Origin of the sequence: Klebsiella sp. R445, assembly GCF_051131755.1 — a bacterium.
Classification (GTDB): Bacteria; Pseudomonadota; Gammaproteobacteria; order Enterobacterales; family Enterobacteriaceae; genus Klebsiella; species Klebsiella lignicola.
Genome location: NZ_CP180446.1, coordinates 2,191,597 through 2,214,347, shown reverse-complemented (window position 1 = coordinate 2,214,347; position 22,751 = coordinate 2,191,597). Strand labels below are relative to the sequence as shown.

Sequence of the window (22,751 nt, the reverse complement as noted above, 5' to 3'; positions counted from 1 at the left end):
GAAAGCGTGAATATCATCGCCATCATGGGGCCACACGGCGTCTACCACAAAGACGAACCGATCAAAGAGCTGGAAGCTGCCCTGCAACGGCAAGGCTTTCAGACCATCTGGCCGCAAAACAGCGCCGACCTGCTGCAGTTTATTGAACATAATCCTCGGATCTGCGGAGTCATCTTTGACTGGGATGAGTACAACGTCGATCTGTGCAGCGATATCAATCAACTGAACGAATACCTCCCGCTTTATGCCTTTATCAACGCGCACTCGACGATGGACGTCAGCAGCCAGGATCTGCGCATGACGCTGTGGTTCTTCGAATATGCGCTGGGTCTGGCACAAGAGATAGCCACCCGCATCGCCCAGTACACCCGCGAATATCTGGATAACATCACGCCGCCGTTTACCAAAGCGCTGTTCAATTATGTGGAGGAGGGGAAATATACCTTCTGTACGCCAGGGCATATGGGGGGAAGCGCATACCAGAAAAGCCCGGTTGGCTGCCTGTTTTATGACTTCTTCGGCGGCAATACGCTCAAAGCGGATGTCTCTATATCGGTGACCGAGCTGGGATCGTTGCTGGATCACACCGGACCGCATCTGGAAGCGGAAGAGTATATCGCTCGTGCTTTTGGCGCGGAACAGAGCTACATGGTGACCAACGGGACCTCGACCTCGAACAAGATTGTTGGCATGTACTCAGCGCCGGCTGGCAGCACGCTGCTTATCGACCGTAACTGCCATAAGTCACTGGCGCATCTGCTGATGATGAGCGACGTTGTTCCGCTGTGGCTGAAACCGACCCGCAATGCGCTGGGCATTCTCGGTGGGATACCGAAACGCGAATTTACCCGCGACAGCATTCAGCAAAAGGTCAACGGGACGGGGGGCGCAGCGTGGCCGGTGCATGCGGTGATCACCAACTCCACCTATGACGGCTTGCTCTATAACACCACCTGGATCAAAGAGACGCTTGATGTACCGTCGATCCATTTTGATTCCGCCTGGGTGCCCTATACCCACTTCCACCCGATCTACCAGGGGAAGAGCGGAATGAGCGGCGATCGCATTCCCGGCAAGGTGATCTTCGAAACGCAATCCACGCACAAAATGCTGGCAGCGCTGTCGCAGGCCTCGCTTATTCACATCAAAGGTAGCTACGACGAAGATACCTTTAATGAAGCCTTTATGATGCATACCTCAACGTCACCGAGCTATCCCATTGTTGCCTCGATAGAAACCGCGGCGGCGATGCTGCGTGGCAACTCCGGTAAACGCTTGATCCAGCGTTCGATCGAGCGGGCGCTCGACTTCCGCAAAGAGGTTCAGCGCCTGCGCGAAGAGTCTGACGGCTGGTTCTTCGATATCTGGCAGCCGGAAGATATTGAACAGGCGCAATGCTGGCCGGTGGCAAGTGGTGAGAGCTGGCACGGTTTTAGCGATGCCGACGACGAGCATATGTTCCTCGACCCGGTGAAGGTGACGATCCTGACGCCGGGTATGGACGAACAGGGCAAGATGGATGATGAAGGTATTCCTGCCGCGCTGGTGGCGAAATTCCTTGATGAGCGCGGCGTGGTGGTGGAGAAAACCGGCCCCTATAACCTGCTGTTTCTGTTCAGTATCGGCATCGATAAAACCCGGGCAATGGGGCTGCTACGCGGCCTGACCGAGTTTAAGCGCGCCTACGATCTTAACCTGCGGGTGAAGAACATGCTGCCGGATCTCTACGCAGAAGATCCTGACTTCTACCGCAATATGCGGATTCAGGATCTGGCGCAGGGGATCCACCGTCTGATCCGTCAGCACCAGCTGCCGCAATTGATGCTCAGCGCCTTTGATGTTCTGCCGGAAATGAAGATGACGCCGAATAAGGCCTGGCAGCGGCAAATTAAAGGTGAAGTGGAAACCATTGAGCTGGAAAATCTGGTCGGGCGGATCTCGGCAAATATGATCCTGCCGTATCCGCCGGGCGTGCCGTTGCTGATGCCCGGCGAGATGATTACCGAAGAAAGCCGGACGGTACTCGATTTCTTGCTGATGCTCTGCTCGATTGGCCGCCATTATCCCGGCTTTGAAACCGATATCCACGGGGCGAAGCGTGACGAGGATGGCGTATACCGGGTACGAGTCTTAAAAAATGACTAACGGCTTGCGCCGCGATGAGCGGCGCGAGTAACCTGGTCTGCAATAACAGAAGGAGTAGACATGCTGGGTTTAAAACGGGTTCACCATATTGCCATCATCGCCACCAACTATGCGCAGAGCAAAGCCTTCTACTGCGACATCCTGGGTTTTACGTTGCAGAGCGAGTTCTACCGCGAAGCGCGTGATTCCTGGAAGGGCGATCTGGCGTTGAACGGCGAATATGTGATTGAGCTGTTCTCTTTCCCGTTCCCGCCGGCCCGACCCAGCCGCCCGGAAGCCTGTGGCCTGCGTCATCTGGCGTTTAGCGTGGATGACATCGATGCGGCGGTTGTCCATCTGGAGGCACACGGCGTGGCCTGTGAAGCGGTGCGTATCGATCCCTTTACCGGCAAGCGCTTTACCTTTTTTAGCGATCCCGACGGCCTGCCGCTCGAGATTTATCAACAGTAACCCTTGTCAGAGATAGTCCTGCCCGGTAACGTGCCGGACTATCTCTCCCCAGCCAGCACTATCATGATGATGACGCCCGATATTGCGCAACGCCTTCAACCGTACCGCCAGTTTTTAGTCGCCTTCAGCGGCGGCCTGGATTCGACGGTACTTTTACATCAGTTGGTCTGCTGGCGTGAGCGGGACCCGACGCTGCAGTTGCGGGCTATCCATATCCACCATGGCCTGAGCGCCAATGCCGATAGCTGGGTGGCGCACTGCCAGCAGGTTTGCCAGCAGTGGCAAGTGCCGCTGCTGGTTGAGCGTGTGACTCTGGCGGATGAGGGACTCGGCGTGGAGGCGCATGCCCGACAGGCGCGTTATCAGGCTTTCCGGGCGGCGTTGCTGCCGGGCGAGGTGCTGGTTACGGCTCAGCATCTCGACGACCAGTGTGAAACCTTCCTGCTGGCGCTCAAACGAGGCAGCGGTCCGACCGGGCTGGCAGCGATGGCGGCATCCTCTGAATTTGCCGATACCCGGCTGCTGCGTCCGCTGCTGAACAGCCGCCGCGAGGCGCTGCTGCAGTGGGCGCTAAGCCATCAGCTCCAGTGGATTGAGGATGAGAGCAATCAGGACGATGTCTACGATCGTAACTTTCTTCGTCTGCGGGTGGTCCCGCAGCTAAACGCCCGTTGGCCTCACTTTAGCGAGGCGGTTGCCCGCAGCGCCGGGCTGTGCGGCGAGCAGGAACAGCTGCTGGATGAACTGCTGGCCGAAGATCTGGCCAGGCTGGTGGCCGCTGACGGCTCGCTGGCTATCGACCCTCTGGCCGCCATGAGCGCGCCACGGCGCGCGGCGCTGCTGCGGCGTTGGCTGGCAGGACAGCACGCGCCGATGCCCTCCCGCGAGGTTCCGGAGCGTATCTGGCGTGAAGTGGCCCTGGCGCGCGAAGATGCGTTTCCCTGCCTGCGGCTTGGGGACTTTTGCGTGCGCCGCTATCAACAGCGTCTGTGGTGGGTGAGATACCTGCCGGGTCAGGCCGATCTCATCGTGCCGTGGCCCGATTACCGTCAGCCATTAGCGCTGCCGGAAGGCATGGGCGAACTGGCATTGCCAGGCGGCGGACCATTGCGTAGGCCACGTCCGGAAGAGGTGGTGACGGTGCGCTTTCGTGCCAGCGGCCATCTGCATATTGTTGGTCGTCACGGTGGCCGCAAGCTGAAGAAAATCTGGCAGGAGTTGGGTGTTGCCCCCTGGCGTCGCGATACCACGCCGCTGCTGTTTTACGGCGATACGCTGATTGCTGCGGCAGACGCATTGTTTGTCACCCGTGAAGGGGAAGTGGGGGAAGGCGAGGGGATGCAACTGATGTGGAGGAAAACGGGCGGCTGAGCCACCCGTTTTTATTCAGGACTCACTCACCACCACGGTACCGATTTCCGGGTGGCTGAAGCTGGCGATTTTATCCAGACGTAGCTCACGAGCATTCCCGCTCAGCTCCACCACCAGATACTCGATATTTTTGCGCGAGATAAGATCGGTGGCCTTAGCCTGCAGCTGCTCGCCGTCTTTGAGCGTCAGAACAAGCACCAGATGGTGCTGGCAGGCAAGCTCGAGATTGTCATAATCATCACAGTTGATGGGTTGATAAGTATCATTCATTGACATAATCGCTCACCAGTAAGTTTGCTGCCGCATACGCGGCCTTTTCCCTGACTGACTCCGAAAGGGCCTCATCCGCCGCAATTTCATTCAATACTTTCAACACGCAACCCAGCGCATTCGGGATATACCCCAGGTCTCCGCTGGCTATTTCCGCATATCGCTTGCGTATTAACTCACAATATTGCTCCACATTCCCTCCTGTCAGTATGCTGACTCAACCGTGGGATGCAAGTTTAAGCCTACGAAGATACACTCTGTTTAGCAAGGTGACTATACCATAGTCATTTAAGCAATATCAGCAGGATGAAAAGGGGACCGCGGATTGTCGGCAGCCTTTTGTCATTAGTTTCGCTACAATGTACGCCATTTTTTTCGGGAGTTTATTCATGGCGCTGAAAGCGACAATTTATAAGGCAACGGTGAACGTCGCCGATCTGGATCGCAACCAGTTTCTGGATGCCAGCCTGACGCTGGCACAGCATCCGTCGGAAACCCAGGAGCGCATGATGTTACGCCTGCTGGCGTGGATCAAATACGCCGACGAGCGTCTGCAGTTTACCCGCGGTTTGTCGTCTGATGATGAGGCGGAGCTATGGTTGCTCAACGATCATCTCGGCGTTGACCTGTGGATTGAACTTGGTTTACCGGATGAGCGGCGGATTAAAAAAGCCTGTTCGCGTTCGCAGGAAGTGGTGTTGTTTACCTACAATAGCCGGGCGGCGGAAATCTGGTGGCAGCAAAATAAGAGCAAAATGGCGCAGTTCAGTAAGCTGACGGTATGGTATCTGGATGATGCCCAACTGGCCCAGCTCAGCGCATTTGCCGATCGTTCGATGGTATTACAGGCCACGATCCAGGACGGCAGTATCTGGTTATCGGACGCTAAGAATAATCTGGAAATTAATTTAACGGCGTGGCAACCGCCAGCATGATTACGATTAGCCGCAGCGTTGCTATTCCCGACGAAGAGGTGACCCTGTCGGGGATCCGCGCGCAGGGCGCGGGCGGTCAGCACGTCAATAAGGCGTCAACCGCCATCCATCTGCGGTTTGACATTAAAGCTTCAAGCCTGCCTGAGTATTATAAAGAGCGCCTGCTGGCCGCCAGTCACCACTTAATTTCTGCCGACGGTGTGGTTATTATTAAGGCTCAGGAATACCGCAGTCAGGAAATGAATCGCGAAGCGGCACTGTCTCGCCTGGTTGCGTTAATTAAAGAATTAACCGTAGTGCAAAAAAGCCGCCGTGAGACCCGGCCGACCCGGGCGTCAAAAGAGCGACGCCTTGCCTCGAAGGCGCAAAAATCCTCAGTCAAAGCACTGCGTGGGAAAGTTCGTCAGTAAGCGCTATGGCGAACCGGTGGAATGGATTATAAGGAATTAACAGTGAAGAAAATCGTACTCTCAGTGGCCGCAGCCTGTTCACTCTTTGCGCTATTTGGCTGTAACCATCGTTCGGATGTCGAGATGCTGCAGCCCGCACCGATGGAAGAGCTGAAGCCGATGCAGCAAAGCTGGCGCGGTGTTTTGCCCTGCGCTGATTGTGAAGGCATCGAAACCACGTTGTTCCTGGAAAAAGATGGTAGCTGGGTGATGAACGAACGCTATCAAGGGGTCAGCCGTGAGCCGTCATCATTTGCCTCATACGGCACCTGGGCGCGGACTGCGGATAAGCTGGTACTGACCGACAGCAAAGGCGAGAAATCCTATTACCGTGCGAAGGGAGACTCGCTGGATATGCTCGATCGTGAAGGCAATCCGATTGAGTCGACGCTGAACTATACCCTGACATCAGTCAAAGCCAGCCTGCCGACCACACCGATGACGATGCGCGGCATGTATTTCTATATGGCGGATGCGGCGACCTTCACTGACTGTGCTACCGGGAAACGGATCTCGGTGGCGAACAATGCGCAGCTGGAACGTGATTATGCGGCGGCTCGCGGCACACAAACGCGTCCGGTATTGCTGGTGGTGGACGGGCACTTTACCCTGGAAGCCAATCCTGACAGCGGAGAAATGGTGAAAACCCTGAAGGCGGATAAAGATATTAAATTTATCCCGGGTAAAGACTGTAATCAGTAACCGGCCATGGCTGTAATACCGGTACCACGGATATAAAAAAGGCCCCGCATCTGCGGGGCCTTTTACATTCATCAGCGGGATTAGCCTTTGATGGCGCGAACCAGATAGTCCACGATGTCACCGGTTTTAATCAGCTGCTTCTCGCCATTACGGCGATATTTATATTCGATATCGTCGTTGTCGAGGTTACGATCGCCGAGCACGATGGTATGCGGAATACCAATCAGCTCCATATCAGCAAACATGACGCCCGGACGCTCTTTACGGTCGTCCATCAGCACTTCAATGCCCTGCGCGCGCAGTTCGGCATACAGTTTCTCAGCCAGCTCCTGCACACGGTAAGACTTGTGCATGTTCATCGGCAGGATCGCAACCTGGAACGGTGCAATAGCGTCAGGCCAGATGATACCGCGATCGTCAAAGTTCTGCTCAATGGCTGCCGCAACAACACGCGTCACCCCAATACCGTAGCAACCCATGGTCAGGACCTGGTTACGGCCATCTTCGCCCTGTACGGAGGCGTTCATGGCCTGGGAGTACTTGGTCCCCAGTTGGAAGATGTGACCGACTTCGATACCGCGTTTAATCAGCAGCGTGCCCTGACCATCCGGGCTCGGATCGCCTGCGACGACGTTACGGATGTCTGCGACTTCCGGCGTGGCGACATCGCGATCCCAGTTGATGCCAAAGTAGTGTTTACCATCGATATTGGCGCCGGCAGCGAAATCGCTCATGACGGCAACGGTACGGTCGATAACCACGGGAATCGGCATATTCACCGGACCCAGAGAACCAGGGCCGGCTTTAACGATGGCGCGGATCTCTTCTTCGGTAGCGAAGGTCAGCGGGCTGGCAACCTGCGGCAGTTTTTCAGCTTTGACTTCGTTTAGCTCGTGGTCACCGCGAACCAGCAGCGCAACCAGCGGGTAGCTGCCGCCTTCAACTGCTTTAACCAGCAGCGTTTTGACGGTTTTTTCAATCGGCAGATTGAACTGTTCAACCAGCTCGGCGATGGTTTTCGCATTCGGCGTATCGACCAGGGTCATCTCCTGGGTGGCAGCGGCGCGCGGCGCTTTTGGCGCGACAGCTTCTGCGAACTCGATGTTAGCGGCGAAATCAGAGCTGTCGGAGAAGATCACGTCATCTTCGCCGCTCTGTGCCAGCACCTGGAATTCGTGAGATGCGCTACCGCCGATAGAACCGGTGTCAGCCTGTACCGCGCGGAAATCCAGGCCCATACGGCTGAAGATTTTGCTGTATGCGGCGTACATCGCGTCGTAGGTTTCCTGCAGAGATTCCTGAGAGGTATGGAAAGAGTAAGCATCTTTCATCAGGAATTCACGGGAACGCATCACGCCGAAACGTGGGCGGACTTCGTCACGGAACTTGGTCTGAATCTGGAAGAAGTTCAGCGGCAGCTGCTTGTACGAGTTCAGCTCGTTACGGATCAGGTCAGTGATCACTTCTTCATGCGTCGGACCAAGGACAAACGGACGGTCGCCCCGGTCAGCAATACGCAGCAGTTCCGGGCCGTACTGTTCCCAACGACCACTCTCTTGCCACAGTTCAGAGGGCTGAACTACCGGCATTAACACCTCGATTGCACCGGCGTTGTTCATCTCTTCACGCACGATGTTTTCGACTTTTTTCAGGACGCGCACGCCGGTCGGCAGCCAGGTGTACAACCCGGAGGCCAGCTTACGGATCATCCCGGCGCGCAGCATCAACTGATGGCTGATGACTTCGGCGTCGGCAGGTGTCTCCTTTTGAGTGGAGAGCAGGTATTGGCTAGTACGCATGTTGTTACGGTTCCATTTGGACGATCGGAACAGGCTGGGGACCAGCCTGAAACAAAAAAGTGGTTTAGTTTACCAGTGTGGCAAAGATGCCAAAAGAGAGGAAAATAAAATTACCGTGGTTCAAGGGCAAAGACTTCAAAACCTGACGGGATAACACGCCAGCGGACGTTGAAATCAAGCAGCCAGACGGCATAGGTTTTTCCTGCTTCTTCCTCTTTACGATAGGCAGGACGCGGATCCTGCGCCAGCACCTCACAGATAAACGCTTTCAGGTGTGGATAGCGCTTTTCCAGTGCGAAAAGCTGCGTGTCCAGTTCAGGCGTAAAGCTTACTGTCATTTCCGCCAGCGGTGCCTGCTGGGCATAGCTGGCGCTGGCATCCGGCAGCGCTTCGGCAAACGGCAGATAGGGTTTGATATCCACCACCGGGGTGCCATCCACCAGGTCCAGGCTCCCGAGCTGCAGGATGACCTGCTCTTTCTGGCAGCGGATGCCTTTGAGTTCGACCAGCGACATCCCGATGGGATTCGGGCGGAACGTTGAGCGCGTGGCAAACACGCCCATCCGCGCATTCCCGCCGAGACGGGGAGGGCGCACGGTAGGGCGCCAGCCACCTTCCATTGTTTGATGGAAGACAAACAGCACCCACAGATGGCTAAAGTCTTCCAGACCGCGTACGGCGTCCGCCTGATTATAGGGCGGCAGCAAATGCAGTTCGCCACCACCATTTTTGACCAGGCCTGGCTGGCGCGGCACGGCAAACTTTTCTTTATAGGGCGAACGAATCACGCCTATCTGCGCGAACTGGAAAGCACTCATTGTGCCGAAACGTTAAGCGCGGAACCCAGACAAACGGCCTGACGATAGCATCCCGGTGTACCGCTGGTGACTTCACAGCTGTGCAGAAGGACCGCGTTAGCTTTCATTTTAGCGGCGTTAATTTGCAGACGCTTGCGGGCGGTCGGGATATTTGGCGGCGAATCCTGGTTGCTTGCCTGGCATGATTCGCCAGTCACTTCACCCAGATCGCGGAAAGGCTTGCCGACCAGTGCGGATGCATCGGTATAGATTCTTACCGGCGCCGGACGCGGTGCTTTCGGTTTTGCCGTTTCCGTTTTAGCGGGTGCCGTTGCGGTGCTTTGTACAGGTTCGACGGGAGATCTGCTTAGCATTGAACAGCCGCTTAACATGAGCGCTAACAAACAGACCGGTAAAGCACGCATAGGAATTCCTCAAAAAATAATCAAACAGGGCGCTATTGAATCAGGCGCTTGCATAAATGACAAGACGGGCATAAAGCCCGTCCTGAATGATATTACGGTGAAAAAAGATTACCAGCCTTTCACAGCACCGCCGTTAAAGATTTTGTTCGCCGCTTCGTAAACTTCATCGCTCTGGTATGCCTGAACAAATTTCTTCACATTTTCGGCATCTTTGTTGTCTTCGCGAGCAACAATCAGATTCACGTACGGGGAGTCTTTATCTTCAACGAAGATACCATCTTTCGCCGGAGTCAGGCCGATCTGGCTGGCGTAGGTGGTGTTGATCACCGCCAGAGAGATCTGCGCATCATCCAGAGAGCGCGGCAGCTGTGGCGCTTCCAGCTCAACAATCTTCAGGTTTTTCGGGTTTTCAACGATATCCAGAGAGGTCGGCAGCAAGCCAACGCCTTCTTTCAGTTTGATCAGGCCCACTTGCTGCAGCAGCAGCAGGGAGCGGCCGAGGTTGGTCGGGTCGTTAGGAATCGCAATCTGGGAGCCCGGCTGCAGTTCGTCCAGAGATTTGATTTTCTTAGAGTAACCGGCGATCGGGTAGACAAAGGAGTTACCGACGGCAACCAGCTTGTAGCCACGGTCTTTAATTTGCTGATCGAGGTACGGTTTATGCTGGAAGGCGTTGACGTCGATGTCGCCTTTGCTCAGCGCTTCGTTCGGCAGAACGTAATCGTTAAAGGTCACCAGCTCTACGTCGAGACCGTATTTCTCTTTCGCCACTTTCTGGGCAACTTCAGCAACCTGCTGCTCTGCACCCACAATGACGCCGACTTTAATATGGTTCGGGTCTTTCTCGTCCTGACCACAACCCACCAGAGCCAGAGAACCGATTAACGCGCCGACCGCCGCAAAGGTTTTGAAATTAAAGGCCATGTTATTTCCTTTCTGTAAGAGTCTTTGTGTACACAAGTCATCAGACCGCCCGGAGACGGCCCGAATGATGGTGTGTTGTGTGTTATTTGTGAGTCACAGCCCGGACGATACGATCGCCAGAGAATTGGATTAAATAAACCAGAATAACCAGTAATACCAGTACCGTATTCATTACCGTTGCGTTGTAGCCGATGTAGCCGTACTGATAGCCAATCTGCCCAAGACCACCGGCACCCACCGCACCGCCCATGGCGGAATAACCTACCAGGGTAATCAGGGTGATGGTGGCGGCGTTCACCAGCCCCGGCAGCGCTTCTGGCAGCAGCACCTTGCGGACGATCTGCATCGGTGTTGCGCCCATTGCGCGGGAAGCTTCAATCAACCCGGTCGGAATTTCCAGCAGCGCGTTTTCCACCATACGGGCGATAAACGGCGCGGCGCCAACCGTCAGCGGAACAATCGCCGCCTGCAGGCCGATGGAGGTACCGACAATCACGCGGGTGAATGGAATCATCCACACCAGCAAGATAATGAAAGGAATAGAACGGAAGATGTTAACCAGCGCGGAGAGCGTCCGGTAAAGCTTCGCGTTGGCAGCAATCTGTCCTGGACGGGTCACGTACAGCAGCACGCCGACAGGCAGGCCGAGGACAAAACCGAAGAAGCCGGAGACAAACGTCATGGCCAGCGTTTCCCATACGCCGCGCAACAGCAGCCAAATCATTGCCTCAGACATAGCCTAGTACCTCTACTTTTACATGGTGTTCCTGCAACCAGGCGATAGCGGCCTGGGTATCTTCCTGCGTGCCGTGCATCTCGGTCAGCATAATGCCGAACTTCACGCCGCCGGCGTAATCCATCTGCGCGCTAATAATGTTGTTATTCACATTAAAGCGACGGGCGGTTTCAGAGAGCAACGGGGCATCAACAGAATGGCCGGTAAACTCCATGCGCAGCATCGGTACGCTATCCGGTTGCGCGGTTGGCTTCAGGCGGGCCTGATAATCGTCCGGAATGTCCAGATGCAGCGTGGACTGAATAAACTGCTGTGCCAGCGGGGTCTTCGGATGAGAGAAGACCTCACTCACCGTATCCTGCTCGATCAGCTGACCGTTGCTGATGACCGCGACGCAATCGCAGATGCGTTTGACGACGTCCATCTCGTGGGTGATCAGCAGAATCGTCAGGCCAAGACGACGGTTGATATCTTTCAACAGTTCAAGGATGGAACGTGTGGTTGCCGGATCCAGAGCGCTGGTGGCTTCGTCACACAGCAGCACCTTCGGGTTGCTTGCCAGGGCGCGTGCAATCGCGACACGTTGTTTCTGCCCGCCAGAGAGGTTGGCCGGGTAGCTGTCATGTTTATCGGCAAGGCCGACGAGATCCAACAGTTCGGTCACGCGGCGTTTAATCTCTGCCTGCGGGGTGTTGTCCAGCTCCAGCGGCAGCGCGACGTTGCCAAAAACGGTACGGGAAGCCAGCAGGTTAAAGTGCTGGAAAATCATGCCAATCTGGCGACGTGCGCGGGTCAGTTCTTTTTCAGAAAGCGCAGTCAGTTCCTGGCCGCCAACCTGAACACTACCTTCTGTCGGGCGTTCAAGCAGGTTAACGCAGCGAATGAGCGTACTTTTACCAGCACCAGATGCGCCGATAACGCCATAAATTTGTCCGGCAGGGACATGCAGGCTGACATCGTTCAGCGCCTGTATGGTGCGATTCCCTTGCTGGAACACTTTGGTGATATTCGAAAGTTTAATCATCAGTTATTTATTATCGTTTAGCCGTGTGCCGTGGCATTTTCTTCTGCCGTGTCCAGGCGATGCCTGTCAATGAAATGGATGTTAAGGCATCCAGACGTCTAAATCAATCCGGCTGCTGAATAATGAGCACTTTCTTGCATAGCGAAACATGCGATACTAATCAGACTAGCCTTTATCAGGAGCATTACGGTGGCAAAGTCAGTACCCGCAATTTTTCTCGACCGTGACGGCACAATTAATGTCGATCATGGCTATGTCCACGAAATCGACAACTTTGAGTTTATCGATGGCGTCATTGATGCGATGCGTCAATTAAAGGAGATGGGGTTCGCCCTGGTGGTGGTCACCAATCAATCCGGCATCGCGCGCGGAAAGTTTACGGAAGCGCAGTTTGAAACGCTGACGGAATGGATGGACTGGTCACTGGCCGATCGTGGTGTTGACCTGGACGGTATCTATTATTGTCCGCATCACCCGCAGGGGACGGTGGAAGAGTATCGCCAGACCTGTGATTGCCGTAAGCCGCACCCGGGGATGTTCGTCTCTGCGCGTGACTACCTTCATATCGATATGGCCGCTTCTTATATGGTTGGCGATAAAATTGAAGATATGCAGGCAGCAGTTGCTGCTTCTATAGGGACTAAAGTGCTGGTTCGTACCGGCAAGCCCGTCACGCCAGAAGCGGAAAATGCCGCTGATTGGGTACTGAATAGCCTGGCAGACCTGCCTGAAGCTATCAAAAAGCAGCAAAAATAAGCGTTACGTATAAAAGATGAGCGGTTGAAATAAAAATGCATTTTTCCGCTTGTCATTCCCGGCTGGCTCCCTATAATGCGCCTCCATCGACACGGAACAACGGCAAACAAGCCGCCGGGTTGAAAGAGAAAAACTTCTGAAAAATGAGGTTGACTCTGAAAGAGGAAAGCGTAATATACGCCACCTCGCGACAGAGCGCTAAGCGCCGTCGCACTGCTCTTTAACAATTTATCAGACAATCTGTGTGGGCACTCAAAGTGACATGGATTCTTAACGTCCTCGGACGAAAAATGAATACCAAGTCTCTGAGTGAACATACGTAATTCATTACGAAGTTTAATTCACGAGCATCAAACTTAAATTGAAGAGTTTGATCATGGCTCAGATTGAACGCTGGCGGCAGGCCTAACACATGCAAGTCGAGCGGTAGCACAGAGAGCTTGCTCTCGGGTGACGAGCGGCGGACGGGTGAGTAATGTCTGGGAAACTGCCTGATGGAGGGGGATAACTACTGGAAACGGTAGCTAATACCGCATAACGTCGCAAGACCAAAGTGGGGGACCTTCGGGCCTCATGCCATCAGATGTGCCCAGATGGGATTAGCTAGTAGGTGGGGTAATGGCTCACCTAGGCGACGATCCCTAGCTGGTCTGAGAGGATGACCAGCCACACTGGAACTGAGACACGGTCCAGACTCCTACGGGAGGCAGCAGTGGGGAATATTGCACAATGGGCGCAAGCCTGATGCAGCCATGCCGCGTGTATGAAGAAGGCCTTCGGGTTGTAAAGTACTTTCAGCGAGGAGGAAGGCATTAAGGTTAATAACCTTAGTGATTGACGTTACTCGCAGAAGAAGCACCGGCTAACTCCGTGCCAGCAGCCGCGGTAATACGGAGGGTGCAAGCGTTAATCGGAATTACTGGGCGTAAAGCGCACGCAGGCGGTCTGTTAAGTCAGATGTGAAATCCCCGGGCTCAACCTGGGAACTGCATTTGAAACTGGCAGGCTTGAGTCTTGTAGAGGGGGTAGAATTCCAGGTGTAGCGGTGAAATGCGTAGAGATCTGGAGGAATACCGGTGGCGAAGGCGGCCCCCTGGACAAAGACTGACGCTCAGGTGCGAAAGCGTGGGGAGCAAACAGGATTAGATACCCTGGTAGTCCACGCTGTAAACGATGTCGACTTGGAGGTTGTTCCCTTGAGGAGTGGCTTCCGGAGCTAACGCGTTAAGTCGACCGCCTGGGGAGTACGGCCGCAAGGTTAAAACTCAAATGAATTGACGGGGGCCCGCACAAGCGGTGGAGCATGTGGTTTAATTCGATGCAACGCGAAGAACCTTACCTACTCTTGACATCCACGGAATTTAGCAGAGATGCTTTAGTGCCTTCGGGAACCGTGAGACAGGTGCTGCATGGCTGTCGTCAGCTCGTGTTGTGAAATGTTGGGTTAAGTCCCGCAACGAGCGCAACCCTTATCCTTTGTTGCCAGCGATTCGGTCGGGAACTCAAAGGAGACTGCCAGTGATAAACTGGAGGAAGGTGGGGATGACGTCAAGTCATCATGGCCCTTACGAGTAGGGCTACACACGTGCTACAATGGCATATACAAAGAGAAGCGACCTCGCGAGAGCAAGCGGACCTCATAAAGTATGTCGTAGTCCGGATTGGAGTCTGCAACTCGACTCCATGAAGTCGGAATCGCTAGTAATCGTAGATCAGAATGCTACGGTGAATACGTTCCCGGGCCTTGTACACACCGCCCGTCACACCATGGGAGTGGGTTGCAAAAGAAGTAGGTAGCTTAACCTTCGGGAGGGCGCTTACCACTTTGTGATTCATGACTGGGGTGAAGTCGTAACAAGGTAACCGTAGGGGAACCTGCGGTTGGATCACCTCCTTACCTGAAAGAACCTGCCTTTGTAGTGTCCACACAGATTGTCTGATGAAAAGTAAATAGCAAGGCGTCTTGCGATTGAGACTTCAGTGTCCCCTTCGTCTAGAGGCCCAGGACACCGCCCTTTCACGGCGGTAACAGGGGTTCGAATCCCCTAGGGGACGCCACTTGCTGGTTTGTGAGTGAAAGTCGCCGACCTCAATATCTCAAAACTGGTTCTCCGGAATCACGTTTGAGATATTTGCTCTTTAAAAATCTGGATCAAGCTGAAAATTGAAACGACACACTGTTTCCTTTCTCCGTAATAAGAAAGGAAAAGCGGTGTGTTCGAGTCTCTCAAATTTTCGCAATACGGACTGTTTTACGAAACAGCTTCGGGTTGTGAGGTTAAGCGACTAAGCGTACACGGTGGATGCCCTGGCAGTCAGAGGCGATGAAGGACGTGCTAATCTGCGATAAGCGTCGGTAAGGTGATATGAACCGTTATAACCGGCGATTTCCGAATGGGGAAACCCAGTGTGATCCGTCACACTATCGTTAAGTGAATACATAGCTTAACGAAGCGAACCGGGGGAACTGAAACATCTAAGTACCCCGAGGAAAAGAAATCAACCGAGATTCCCCCAGTAGCGGCGAGCGAACGGGGAGGAGCCCAGAGTCTGAATCAGCGCGTGTGTTAGTGGAACGGTCTGGAAAGTCCGGCGGTACAGGGTGATAGCCCCGTACACTAAAATGCACACGTTGTGAACTCGAAGAGTAGGGCGGGACACGTGGTATCCTGTCTGAATATGGGGGGACCATCCTCCAAGGCTAAATACTCCTGACTGACCGATAGTGAACCAGTACCGTGAGGGAAAGGCGAAAAGAACCCCGGCGAGGGGAGTGAAAAAGAACCTGAAACCGTGTACGTACAAGCAGTGGGAGCCTGATTTGTCAGGTGACTGCGTACCTTTTGTATAATGGGTCAGCGACTTATATTCTGTAGCAAGGTTAACCGTATAGGGGAGCCGCAGGGAAACCGAGTCTTAACTGGGCGTTAAGTTGCAGGGTATAGACCCGAAACCCGGTGATCTAGCCATGGGCAGGTTGAAGGTTGGGTAACACTAACTGGAGGACCGAACCGACTAATGTTGAAAAATTAGCGGATGACTTGTGGCTGGGGGTGAAAGGCCAATCAAACCGGGAGATAGCTGGTTCTCCCCGAAAGCTATTTAGGTAGCGCCTCGTGAATTCATCTTCGGGGGTAGAGCACTGTTTCGGCTAGGGGGTCATCCCGACTTACCAACCCGATGCAAACTACGAATACCGAAGAATGTTATCACGGGAGACACACGGCGGGTGCTAACGTCCGTCGTGAAGAGGGAAACAACCCAGACCGCCAGCTAAGGTCCCAAAGTCATGGTTAAGTGGGAAACGATGTGGGAAGGCACAGACAGCCAGGATGTTGGCTTAGAAGCAGCCATCATTTAAAGAAAGCGTAATAGCTCACTGGTCGAGTCGGCCTGCGCGGAAGATGTAACGGGGCTAAACCATGCACCGAAGCTGCGGCAGCGACACTATGTGTTGTTGGGTAGGGGAGCGTTCTGTAAGCCGTTGAAGGTGGCCTGTGAGGGTTGCTGGAGGTATCAGAAGTGCGAATGCTGACATAAGTAACGATAAAGCGGGTGAAAAGCCCGCTCGCCGGAAGACCAAGGGTTCCTGTCCAACGTTAATCGGGGCAGGGTGAGTCGACCCCTAAGGCGAGGCCGAAAGGCGTAGTCGATGGGAAACAGGTTAATATTCCTGTACTCGGTGTTACTGCGAAGGGGGGACGGAGAAGGCTATGTTAGCCGGGCGACGGTTGTCCCGGTTTAAGCATGTAGGCGGAGAGTTTAGGTAAATCCGGACTCTTGTTAACGCTGAGGTGTGATGACGAGGCACTACGGTGCTGAAGTAACAAATGCCCTGCTTCCAGGAAAAGCCTCTAAGCATCAGGTAACATCAAATCGTACCCCAAACCGACACAGGTGGTCAGGTAGAGAATACCAAGGCGCTTGAGAGAACTCGGGTGAAGGAACTAGGCAAAATGGTGCCGTAACTTCGGGAGAAGGCACGCTGATGGTAAGTGAAGCGACTTGCTCGTGGAGCTGAAATCAGTCGAAGATACCAGCTGGCTGCAACTGTTTATTAAAAACACAGCACTGTGCAAACACGAAAGTGGACGTATACGGTGTGACGCCTGCCCGGTGCCGGAAGGTTAATTGATGGGGTTATCCGTAAGGAGAAGCTCTTGATCGAAGCCCCGGTAAACGGCGGCCGTAACTATAACGGTCCTAAGGTAGCGAAATTCCTTGTCGGGTAAGTTCCGACCTGCACGAATGGCGTAATGATGGCCAGGCTGTCTCCACCCGAGACTCAGTGAAATTGAACTCGCTGTGAAGATGCAGTGTACCCGCGGCAAGACGGAAAGACCCCGTGAACCTTTACTATAGCTTGACACTGAACATTGAGCCTTGATGTGTAGGATAGGTGGGAGGCTTTGAAGTGTGGACGCCAGTCTGCATGGAGCCAACCTTGAAATACCACCCTTTAATGTTTGATGTTCTAACGTAGACCCGTGATCCGGGTTGCGGACAGTGTCTGGTGGGTAGTTTGACTGGGGCGGTCTCCTCCCAAAGAGTAACGGAGGAGCACGAAGGTTAGCTAATCCTGGTCGGACATCAGGAGGTTAGTGCAATGGCATAAGCTAGCTTGACTGCGAGCGTGACGGCGCGAGCAGGTGCGAAAGCAGGTCATAGTGATCCGGTGGTTCTGAATGGAAGGGCCATCGCTCAACGGATAAAAGGTACTCCGGGGATAACAGGCTGATACCGCCCAAGAGTTCATATCGACGGCGGTGTTTGGCACCTCGATGTCGGCTCATCACATCCTGGGGCTGAAGTAGGTCCCAAGGGTACGGCTGTTCGCCGTTTAAAGTGGTACGCGAGCTGGGTTTAGAACGTCGTGAGACAGTTCGGTCCCTATCTGCCGTGGGCGCTGGAGAATTGAGGGGGGCTGCTCCTAGTACGAGAGGACCGGAGTGGACGCATCACTGGTGTTCGGGTTGTCATGCCAATGGCATTGCCCGGTAGCTAAATGCGGAAAAGATAAGTGCTGAAAGCATCTAAGCACGAAACTTGCCCCGAGATGAGTTCTCCCTGACTCCTTGAGAGTCCTGAAGGAACGTTGAAGACTACGACGTTGATAGGTCGGGTGTGTAAGCGTAGCGATACGTTGAGCTAACCGATACTAATGAACCGTGAGGCTTAACCTTACAACGCCAAAGCTGTTTTGGTGGACGAGAGAAGATTTTCAGCCTGATACAGATTAACTGGGGTGCTTTTTAGCATCCTGGTAACAGAATTTGCCTGGCGGCAATAGCGCGGTGGTCCCACCTGACCCCATGCCGAACTCAGAAGTGAAACGCCGTAGCGCCGATGGTAGTGTGGGGTCTCCCCATGTGAGAGTAGGGAACTGCCAGGCATCAAATTAGCAGTGAAACCGGGGCAATAAACCGGTTGTTGTAAAGAAATTCGGTGGAGCGGTAGTTCAGTCGGTTAGAATACCTGCCTGTCACGCAGGGGGTCGCGGGTTCGAGTCCCGTCCGTTCCGCCACTTATTTAGAAGCCGTATCGCTGTAAAGCGATACGGCTTTTTTTCGTCTGAAATTCGCCCCCCGCTTACATCAGTGCTTCAGGTAAAAACAGGATCAACGACGGGAAGATAACCAGAAGCCCAATAAACAGGAAAAAGGCGATCAGGTGTTTAAACAGAGATGTTTTCAGCTTCATTTTATTTATCCTTGCCTTTAATCAGGTTTAGATGTTTTTTTTAGATAAAATTTGGTGTGTAAAATATTGTTTATTTTCAATCTGATGGATTATTTATGGTCATCTAATTCATCTAATTCATCTAATTCATCTAATCAATTATTTATAGCTGGTATATTTTCCCGGGTTCGTTGTTTCTAAAATCACCTGACTTTTGCTGTATTTGCAAAAAACTTCTGCTTTTAACGATCTTTTTCTGCGACATTATCCTGAACATAATGGCCTCAATTCGCCTGCATATAGAAAAAACGAGGACATTTATGACTATCCCTGCATTGGGTCTTGGAACCTTCCGTCTTAAAGATGAGGTTGTTATTGCGTCGGTTAAAACGGCTCTGGAACTGGGATATCGTGCGATCGATACGGCGCAGATTTATGAAAATGAAGCGGCTGTCGGTCAGGCTATTGAAGAAAGTGGTGTTGCCCGCGGTGAGCTGTTTATCACCACCAAAATCTGGATTGAAAACCTCGGCAAAGATCAGCTTATTGCCAGCCTTAGAGAGAGCCTGCAAAAGCTGCGGACCGATTATGTCGATCTGACCCTGATCCACTGGCCGTCACCGAATGATGCGGTGGCCGTCGAAGAGTTTATGCCAGCCCTGCTGGAAGCGAAAACGCTTGGCCTGACTCGCCAGATCGGTATCTCCAACTTTACGATCCCGCTGATGGAGCGCGCGATAGCGGCCGTTGGCGCGGAACATATCGCGACCAATCAGATAGAACTCTCCCCGTATCTGCAAAACCGCAAAGTGGTGGAGTGGGCAGCAGCACACGGCATTCATGTCACGTCGTACATGACGCTGGCATATGGTCATGCGCTGCAAGATGAGATGATTAACGCGATTGCAGCCAAACACAATGCGACCCCGGCACAGGTCATTCTCTCCTGGGCAATGGGGGAGGGCTACGCCGTTATACCTTCATCGACGAAGCGTGAAAATCTGGCCAGTAATCTGCTCGCGCAGGATCTGCATCTGGATGAGGACGATCGTCAGGCGATCGCGGGGCTGGAGTGCAACGATCGGCTGGTGAGCCCGGAAAGCCTTGCGCCCGTGTGGGACTGATCGTTAAGACCGCGCACAACCACTGAATGCAACGTGATTACAGCTCCTACGGGAGCTGTTTTGCATGCTCGCTCAGAAAGTCGATAAAGGCTCTGATGCGCGTGCTGACGGCTCTGTCACTGTAATAGACCGCGCTGAAAGGCATTTCCACCGGTAGCCGATGCTCCGCCAGCAGTTCAACAAACTCCCCGCTCGCAATTTCCGCGTTCACCATATAGTCCGACAGGCAGGCAATGCCATTTCCCGCCAGGCATAGCTGCTTAATGGTTTCCCCGCTGTTTGATGCGATGTCACAGTTGACTTCCAGCAGCTGACCGTCGCAGCAGGATACGGGCCAGGTATTCAGCGATACAGGATCGGTGAAGCCCAGACACTGATGATCCTTCAGGTCAGCAACCTGCTGTGGGCTGCCGTGACGCGCGAGATAGTCCGGCGAGGCGATAATTTTCCGGTAGCTGCTAAACAGCGGACGCGCCCTAAGGCTGGAGTCCGTCAAGGTACCGGCGCGGATCGCCACGTCAACTTTACGCTCAATCAGGTTAATGAAGGTTTCCGACGACACCAGAGCCAGCGTTATCTCCGGGTAGCGCTCACGAAAAGGCTTAATCAGGGGCATCAGAAAATGCAGCATGACTGGCGTGGCGGCATCGACACGCAACAAGCCTCTCGGCGTTGTTCTGGTCTCCAGAAGCTCGTTCTCTGCTGCCGCCATTTCTTGCAGAACCACCTGCATGCGGCGGAAGTAGCGCTCTCCTTCCTCGGTGAGGCTAAGCTGGCGAGTCGTCCGGTTTAGCAGGCTGACGCCAAGTTTCGATTCCAACTTTTTGACCGCCCGGCTGACGGCGGAATTGGCGTGACCCAGCTGCTCTGCCGCCCGGCTAAAGCTGCCGCTTTCAACGACGGCGATAAAGATGGCGATCTCTTCTGATGTGGCTCGCATTGTTGCACCTGTGACAAAAATCTATTGAGATTTTGATGGTTTTTGTTATTTAAACATCGTCGCATACTGCGTGTCATCTTAATCCTGATGATACGGAGTGAATTATGCCACTGGCGCTACTTGCTTTAACTATCGGTGCCTTTGCTATTGGCACCACCGAATTTGTGATTGTGGGCCTGGTTCCCACCATTGCACAACAACTGGCGATCTCGCTGCCTTCTGCCGGCCTGCTGGTTTCTATTTACGCCCTGGGTGTGGCGATTGGTGCCCCGGTGCTGACCGCACTGACCGGGCGTATGCCGCGCAAGCAACTGCTGCTGGCGCTGATGGTGTTGTTTACCGCCGGTAATCTGCTGGCCTGGCAAGCGCCTGGTTATGAAACACTGGTCTTTGCCCGTCTGTTGACCGGCCTGGCGCATGGCGTATTCTTCTCCATTGGCTCCACGATCGCCACTAGCCTGGTGCCGAAAGAGAAAGCCGCATCGGCCATCGCCATTATGTTTGGCGGCTTAACCGTCGCGCTGGTTACCGGGGTGCCGGTCGGGACCTTTATCGGCCAGCATTTTGGCTGGCGAGAAACCTTCCTGGCGGTCTCGATCCTCGGCCTTATTGCGCTGGTGAGCAGCCTTATTCTGGTGCCGAATACCATCCCTGCCCGCGCCAGCGCAAGCCTGCGCGATCAGCTTAAAGTCCTGACCCAACCGCGTTTGCTGATGATCTATGCCATTACGGCATTGGGGTATGGTGGCGTCTTCACGGCGTTTACTTTCCTCGCCCCGATGATGCAGGAACTGGCTGGATTTAGCCCGTCGACGGTGAGCTGGATTCTGCTCGGCTACGGTATCTCTGTGGCGATTGGTAACGTCTGGGGCGGTAAACTGGCCGATAAACATGGGGCCGTGGCGGCGCTGAAGCTTATCTTTGCCGCGCTGGTGGTTCTGCTGCTGGTATTTCAGTTTACCGCCAGCATTCAGTACGCGGCGTTGGCAACGGTGCTGGTGATGGGCATTTTTGCTTTCGGCAATGTGCCGGGGCTGCAGGTGTATGTAGTGCAGAAAGCGGAGCAATATACCCCAGCGGCGGTTGACGTTGCCTCCGGCCTTAATATTGCGGCGTTTAACATCGGCATCGCCTTAGGCTCGCTCATTGGTGGGCAAACCGTCGAACGTTATGGCCTGGCCGAGACTCCGTGGATTGGTGCGGTGATAGTACTTGCTGCGCTGCTGCTGGTTGCCCTGAGTGGGCGCCTGGATAAGTCCCAGCCGGTAAAGGTTGCGACGGTCGAAGAGTAAAGGTTTCTCGCGAATTGCATTGAAAGTGCCCGCGAAAGTCCCTATAACAGAAGAGCCAGCCGCAGTCAGGCTGGTTCCCTGTTATTGAGGTTTGATGCCTAAATTGCGAAAGAATACTTATGCCATGCGCTACGTCGCCGGACAGCCCGCGGAGAGAATTTTGCCTCCGGGGTCGTTCGCTGGCGTGACTCCGGCATTCCCTGGCGGCGTGCCGTTAAGCACCGATGAAAAAATCCGCGTGCTGGTGTGGAATATCTTCAAGCAGCAGCGCGCAGAGTGGAAGTCCGTTCTTAATAACTTCGGCAAAGACGCTCATCTGGTGCTGTTACAGGAAGCGCAAACCACCCCTGAAATGGTGCGGTTCGCCACGACGAATTATCTGGCTGCCGATCAGGTACCTGCTTTGGTCCTGCCGCAGCATCCCTCCGGCGTGATGACGCTGGCTTCGGCTCATCCGGTTTATTGCTGCCCTTTGCGCGAGCGCGAGCCGATTCTGCGTCTGGCGAAATCTGCGTTAGTCACCGTTTATCCGCTGCCGGACATGCGTTTGCTGATGGTCGTCAATATTCACGCGGTTAACTTCAGCCTGGGCGTCGATGTCTACAGCAAGCAGCTGCTGCCCATTGGCGATCAGATTGCCCACCACAGTGGACCGGTAATTATGGCCGGTGATTTTAATGCCTGGAGCCGTCCGCGAATGAACGCGCTCTATCGCTTTGCGCGCGAAATGTCACTGCGCGAAGTCCGTTTCCCTGACGATCAGCGCCGCCGCGCGTTTGGTCGTCCGCTCGATTTTGTGTTCTACCGTGGGTTAAGCGTGCACGATGCTTCCGTGCTGGTGACCCGTGCCTCAGACCACAACCCACTACTAGTCGAATTCAGTCCCGGCAAACCTGATTAATAGAGGTACGTCAGGTCTGCCATGGGGCGGAC

19 protein-coding genes, 2 tRNA genes and 3 rRNA genes are annotated in these 22,751 nt (G+C 54.1%); 15 read left to right on the top strand and 9 right to left on the bottom strand.

Annotated elements, in window-relative coordinates:
- The first annotated feature begins 6 nt into the window (after nucleotides 1-6).
- The 3 genes from ACMYSN_RS10365 (at nucleotide 7) to tilS (ending at nucleotide 3,966) form a co-directional block, all read left to right on the top strand.
- The gene (locus tag ACMYSN_RS10365; RefSeq protein ID WP_462497930.1) at nucleotides 7-2,145 is read left to right on the top strand and encodes a lysine decarboxylase LdcC; all 2,139 of its coding nucleotides are present in this window, start codon (nucleotides 7-9) and stop codon (nucleotides 2,143-2,145) included.
- Between the two features lie 60 nt (nucleotides 2,146-2,205).
- Nucleotides 2,206-2,595, top strand: coding sequence for a VOC family protein (locus ACMYSN_RS10360; RefSeq protein ID WP_462497929.1), 390 nt, complete (start codon nucleotides 2,206-2,208; stop codon nucleotides 2,593-2,595).
- Nucleotides 2,596-2,664: 69 nt separating this feature from the next.
- Nucleotides 2,665-3,966: an adenine nucleotide alpha hydrolase family protein gene (gene tilS / locus ACMYSN_RS10355; protein ID WP_462498240.1), complete on the top strand. Its 1,302-nt coding sequence runs from the start codon at nucleotides 2,665-2,667 to the stop codon at nucleotides 3,964-3,966.
- Nucleotides 3,967-3,981: 15 nt separating this feature from the next.
- On the opposite strand, the gene rof is transcribed toward tilS, so the two are convergent.
- Complete coding sequence (gene rof / locus ACMYSN_RS10350; protein WP_123757398.1) at nucleotides 3,982-4,242, bottom strand: Rho-binding antiterminator; 261 nt, start codon at nucleotides 4,240-4,242, stop codon at nucleotides 3,982-3,984.
- Nucleotides 4,229-4,429: a YaeP family protein gene (locus ACMYSN_RS10345; RefSeq protein ID WP_123757397.1), complete on the bottom strand. Its 201-nt coding sequence runs from the start codon at nucleotides 4,427-4,429 to the stop codon at nucleotides 4,229-4,231. The genes rof and ACMYSN_RS10345 overlap by 14 nt, the downstream gene beginning before the upstream one ends.
- Nucleotides 4,430-4,625: 196 nt before the next feature.
- On the opposite strand from ACMYSN_RS10345, the gene ACMYSN_RS10340 reads away from it, so the two are divergent.
- Genes ACMYSN_RS10340 through nlpE form a run of 3 tightly spaced genes read left to right on the top strand, consistent with a single transcriptional unit; the run spans nucleotide 4,626 to nucleotide 6,322 of the window.
- A complete protein-coding gene (locus tag ACMYSN_RS10340; RefSeq protein ID WP_123757694.1) occupies nucleotides 4,626-5,171 on the top strand; it encodes a YaeQ family protein in 546 nt (181 codons plus the stop codon).
- Entirely contained in the window at nucleotides 5,168-5,581 is a 414-nt protein-coding gene (arfB, locus tag ACMYSN_RS10335) for an alternative ribosome rescue aminoacyl-tRNA hydrolase ArfB (RefSeq protein ID WP_174509195.1), read from the top strand. Before ACMYSN_RS10340 ends, arfB begins: the two co-directional genes overlap by 4 nt.
- A 42-nt stretch (nucleotides 5,582-5,623) precedes the next feature.
- Nucleotides 5,624-6,322, top strand: a complete 699-nt coding sequence (nlpE, locus tag ACMYSN_RS10330; RefSeq protein ID WP_462497928.1) for a copper resistance protein NlpE — start codon at nucleotides 5,624-5,626, stop codon at nucleotides 6,320-6,322.
- A gap of 80 nt (nucleotides 6,323-6,402) precedes the next feature.
- Here nlpE and proS read toward each other — a convergent pair whose 3' ends face one another.
- The 6 genes from proS to metN form a co-directional block, all read right to left on the bottom strand.
- Entirely contained in the window at nucleotides 6,403-8,121 is a 1,719-nt protein-coding gene (gene proS, locus ACMYSN_RS10325) for a proline--tRNA ligase (RefSeq protein ID WP_462497927.1), read from the bottom strand.
- 110 nt (nucleotides 8,122-8,231) lie between these two features.
- Nucleotides 8,232-8,939 carry a tRNA (N6-threonylcarbamoyladenosine(37)-N6)-methyltransferase gene (gene tsaA / locus ACMYSN_RS10320; protein WP_462497926.1) on the bottom strand — a complete coding sequence of 236 codons (708 nt, stop codon included), beginning with the start codon at nucleotides 8,937-8,939 and terminating at the stop codon, nucleotides 8,232-8,234.
- A complete protein-coding gene (rcsF, locus tag ACMYSN_RS10315; RefSeq protein WP_123757392.1) occupies nucleotides 8,936-9,343 on the bottom strand; it encodes an Rcs stress response system protein RcsF in 408 nt (135 codons plus the stop codon). The genes tsaA and rcsF overlap by 4 nt, the downstream gene beginning before the upstream one ends.
- Nucleotides 9,344-9,451: 108 nt before the next feature.
- Nucleotides 9,452-10,267 (bottom strand): methionine ABC transporter substrate-binding lipoprotein MetQ, encoded by an 816-nt coding sequence (gene metQ / locus ACMYSN_RS10310; protein ID WP_123757391.1) that lies wholly within the window; start codon nucleotides 10,265-10,267, stop codon nucleotides 9,452-9,454.
- Nucleotides 10,268-10,349: 82 nt separating this feature from the next.
- The gene (locus tag ACMYSN_RS10305; protein WP_041144154.1) at nucleotides 10,350-11,003 is read right to left on the bottom strand and encodes a methionine ABC transporter permease MetI; all 654 of its coding nucleotides are present in this window, start codon (nucleotides 11,001-11,003) and stop codon (nucleotides 10,350-10,352) included.
- Nucleotides 10,996-12,027 (bottom strand): methionine ABC transporter ATP-binding protein MetN, encoded by a 1,032-nt coding sequence (gene metN / locus ACMYSN_RS10300; RefSeq protein ID WP_123757390.1) that lies wholly within the window; start codon nucleotides 12,025-12,027, stop codon nucleotides 10,996-10,998. The genes ACMYSN_RS10305 and metN overlap by 8 nt, the downstream gene beginning before the upstream one ends.
- 189 nt (nucleotides 12,028-12,216) lie before the next feature.
- Between metN and gmhB the strand changes: the two genes are divergently transcribed.
- The 7 genes from gmhB to dkgB all read left to right on the top strand — a co-directional run bounded on the left by gmhB (nucleotide 12,217) and on the right by dkgB (nucleotide 19,586).
- Nucleotides 12,217-12,783: an HAD family hydrolase gene (gene gmhB / locus ACMYSN_RS10295; protein ID WP_462497925.1), complete on the top strand. Its 567-nt coding sequence runs from the start codon at nucleotides 12,217-12,219 to the stop codon at nucleotides 12,781-12,783.
- A gap of 358 nt (nucleotides 12,784-13,141) precedes the next feature.
- Nucleotides 13,142-14,680 (top strand): 16S ribosomal RNA (locus ACMYSN_RS10290).
- Between the two features lie 85 nt (nucleotides 14,681-14,765).
- Nucleotides 14,766-14,841: transfer RNA gene (locus ACMYSN_RS10285), tRNA-Glu, on the top strand.
- 218 nt (nucleotides 14,842-15,059) lie between these two features.
- A 23S ribosomal RNA gene (locus ACMYSN_RS10280) occupies nucleotides 15,060-17,966 on the top strand.
- 93 nt (nucleotides 17,967-18,059) lie between these two features.
- Nucleotides 18,060-18,175, top strand: a 5S ribosomal RNA gene (gene rrf / locus ACMYSN_RS10275).
- Together the 16S, 23S and 5S rRNA genes with 2 tRNA genes alongside form the textbook arrangement of a ribosomal RNA operon.
- A 55-nt stretch (nucleotides 18,176-18,230) precedes the next feature.
- Nucleotides 18,231-18,307, top strand: a tRNA-Asp gene (locus ACMYSN_RS10270).
- Between the two features lie 475 nt (nucleotides 18,308-18,782).
- On the top strand, nucleotides 18,783-19,586 hold the full coding sequence (dkgB, locus tag ACMYSN_RS10265) for a 2,5-didehydrogluconate reductase DkgB (RefSeq protein WP_462497924.1): 804 nt from the start codon (nucleotides 18,783-18,785) through the stop codon (nucleotides 19,584-19,586).
- Between the two features lie 46 nt (nucleotides 19,587-19,632).
- Here dkgB and yafC read toward each other — a convergent pair whose 3' ends face one another.
- A complete protein-coding gene (gene yafC, locus ACMYSN_RS10260; protein WP_462497923.1) occupies nucleotides 19,633-20,526 on the bottom strand; it encodes a DNA-binding transcriptional regulator YafC in 894 nt (297 codons plus the stop codon).
- A gap of 104 nt (nucleotides 20,527-20,630) precedes the next feature.
- Here yafC and ACMYSN_RS10255 point away from each other — a divergent pair, with 104 nt between their 5' ends.
- Nucleotides 20,631-21,818: an MFS transporter gene (locus ACMYSN_RS10255; RefSeq protein WP_462497922.1), complete on the top strand. Its 1,188-nt coding sequence runs from the start codon at nucleotides 20,631-20,633 to the stop codon at nucleotides 21,816-21,818.
- Nucleotides 21,819-21,921: 103 nt separating this feature from the next.
- Complete coding sequence (locus ACMYSN_RS10250; protein WP_462498239.1) at nucleotides 21,922-22,719, top strand: endonuclease/exonuclease/phosphatase family protein; 798 nt, start codon at nucleotides 21,922-21,924, stop codon at nucleotides 22,717-22,719.
- Nucleotides 22,720-22,751: the final 32 nt, after the last annotated feature.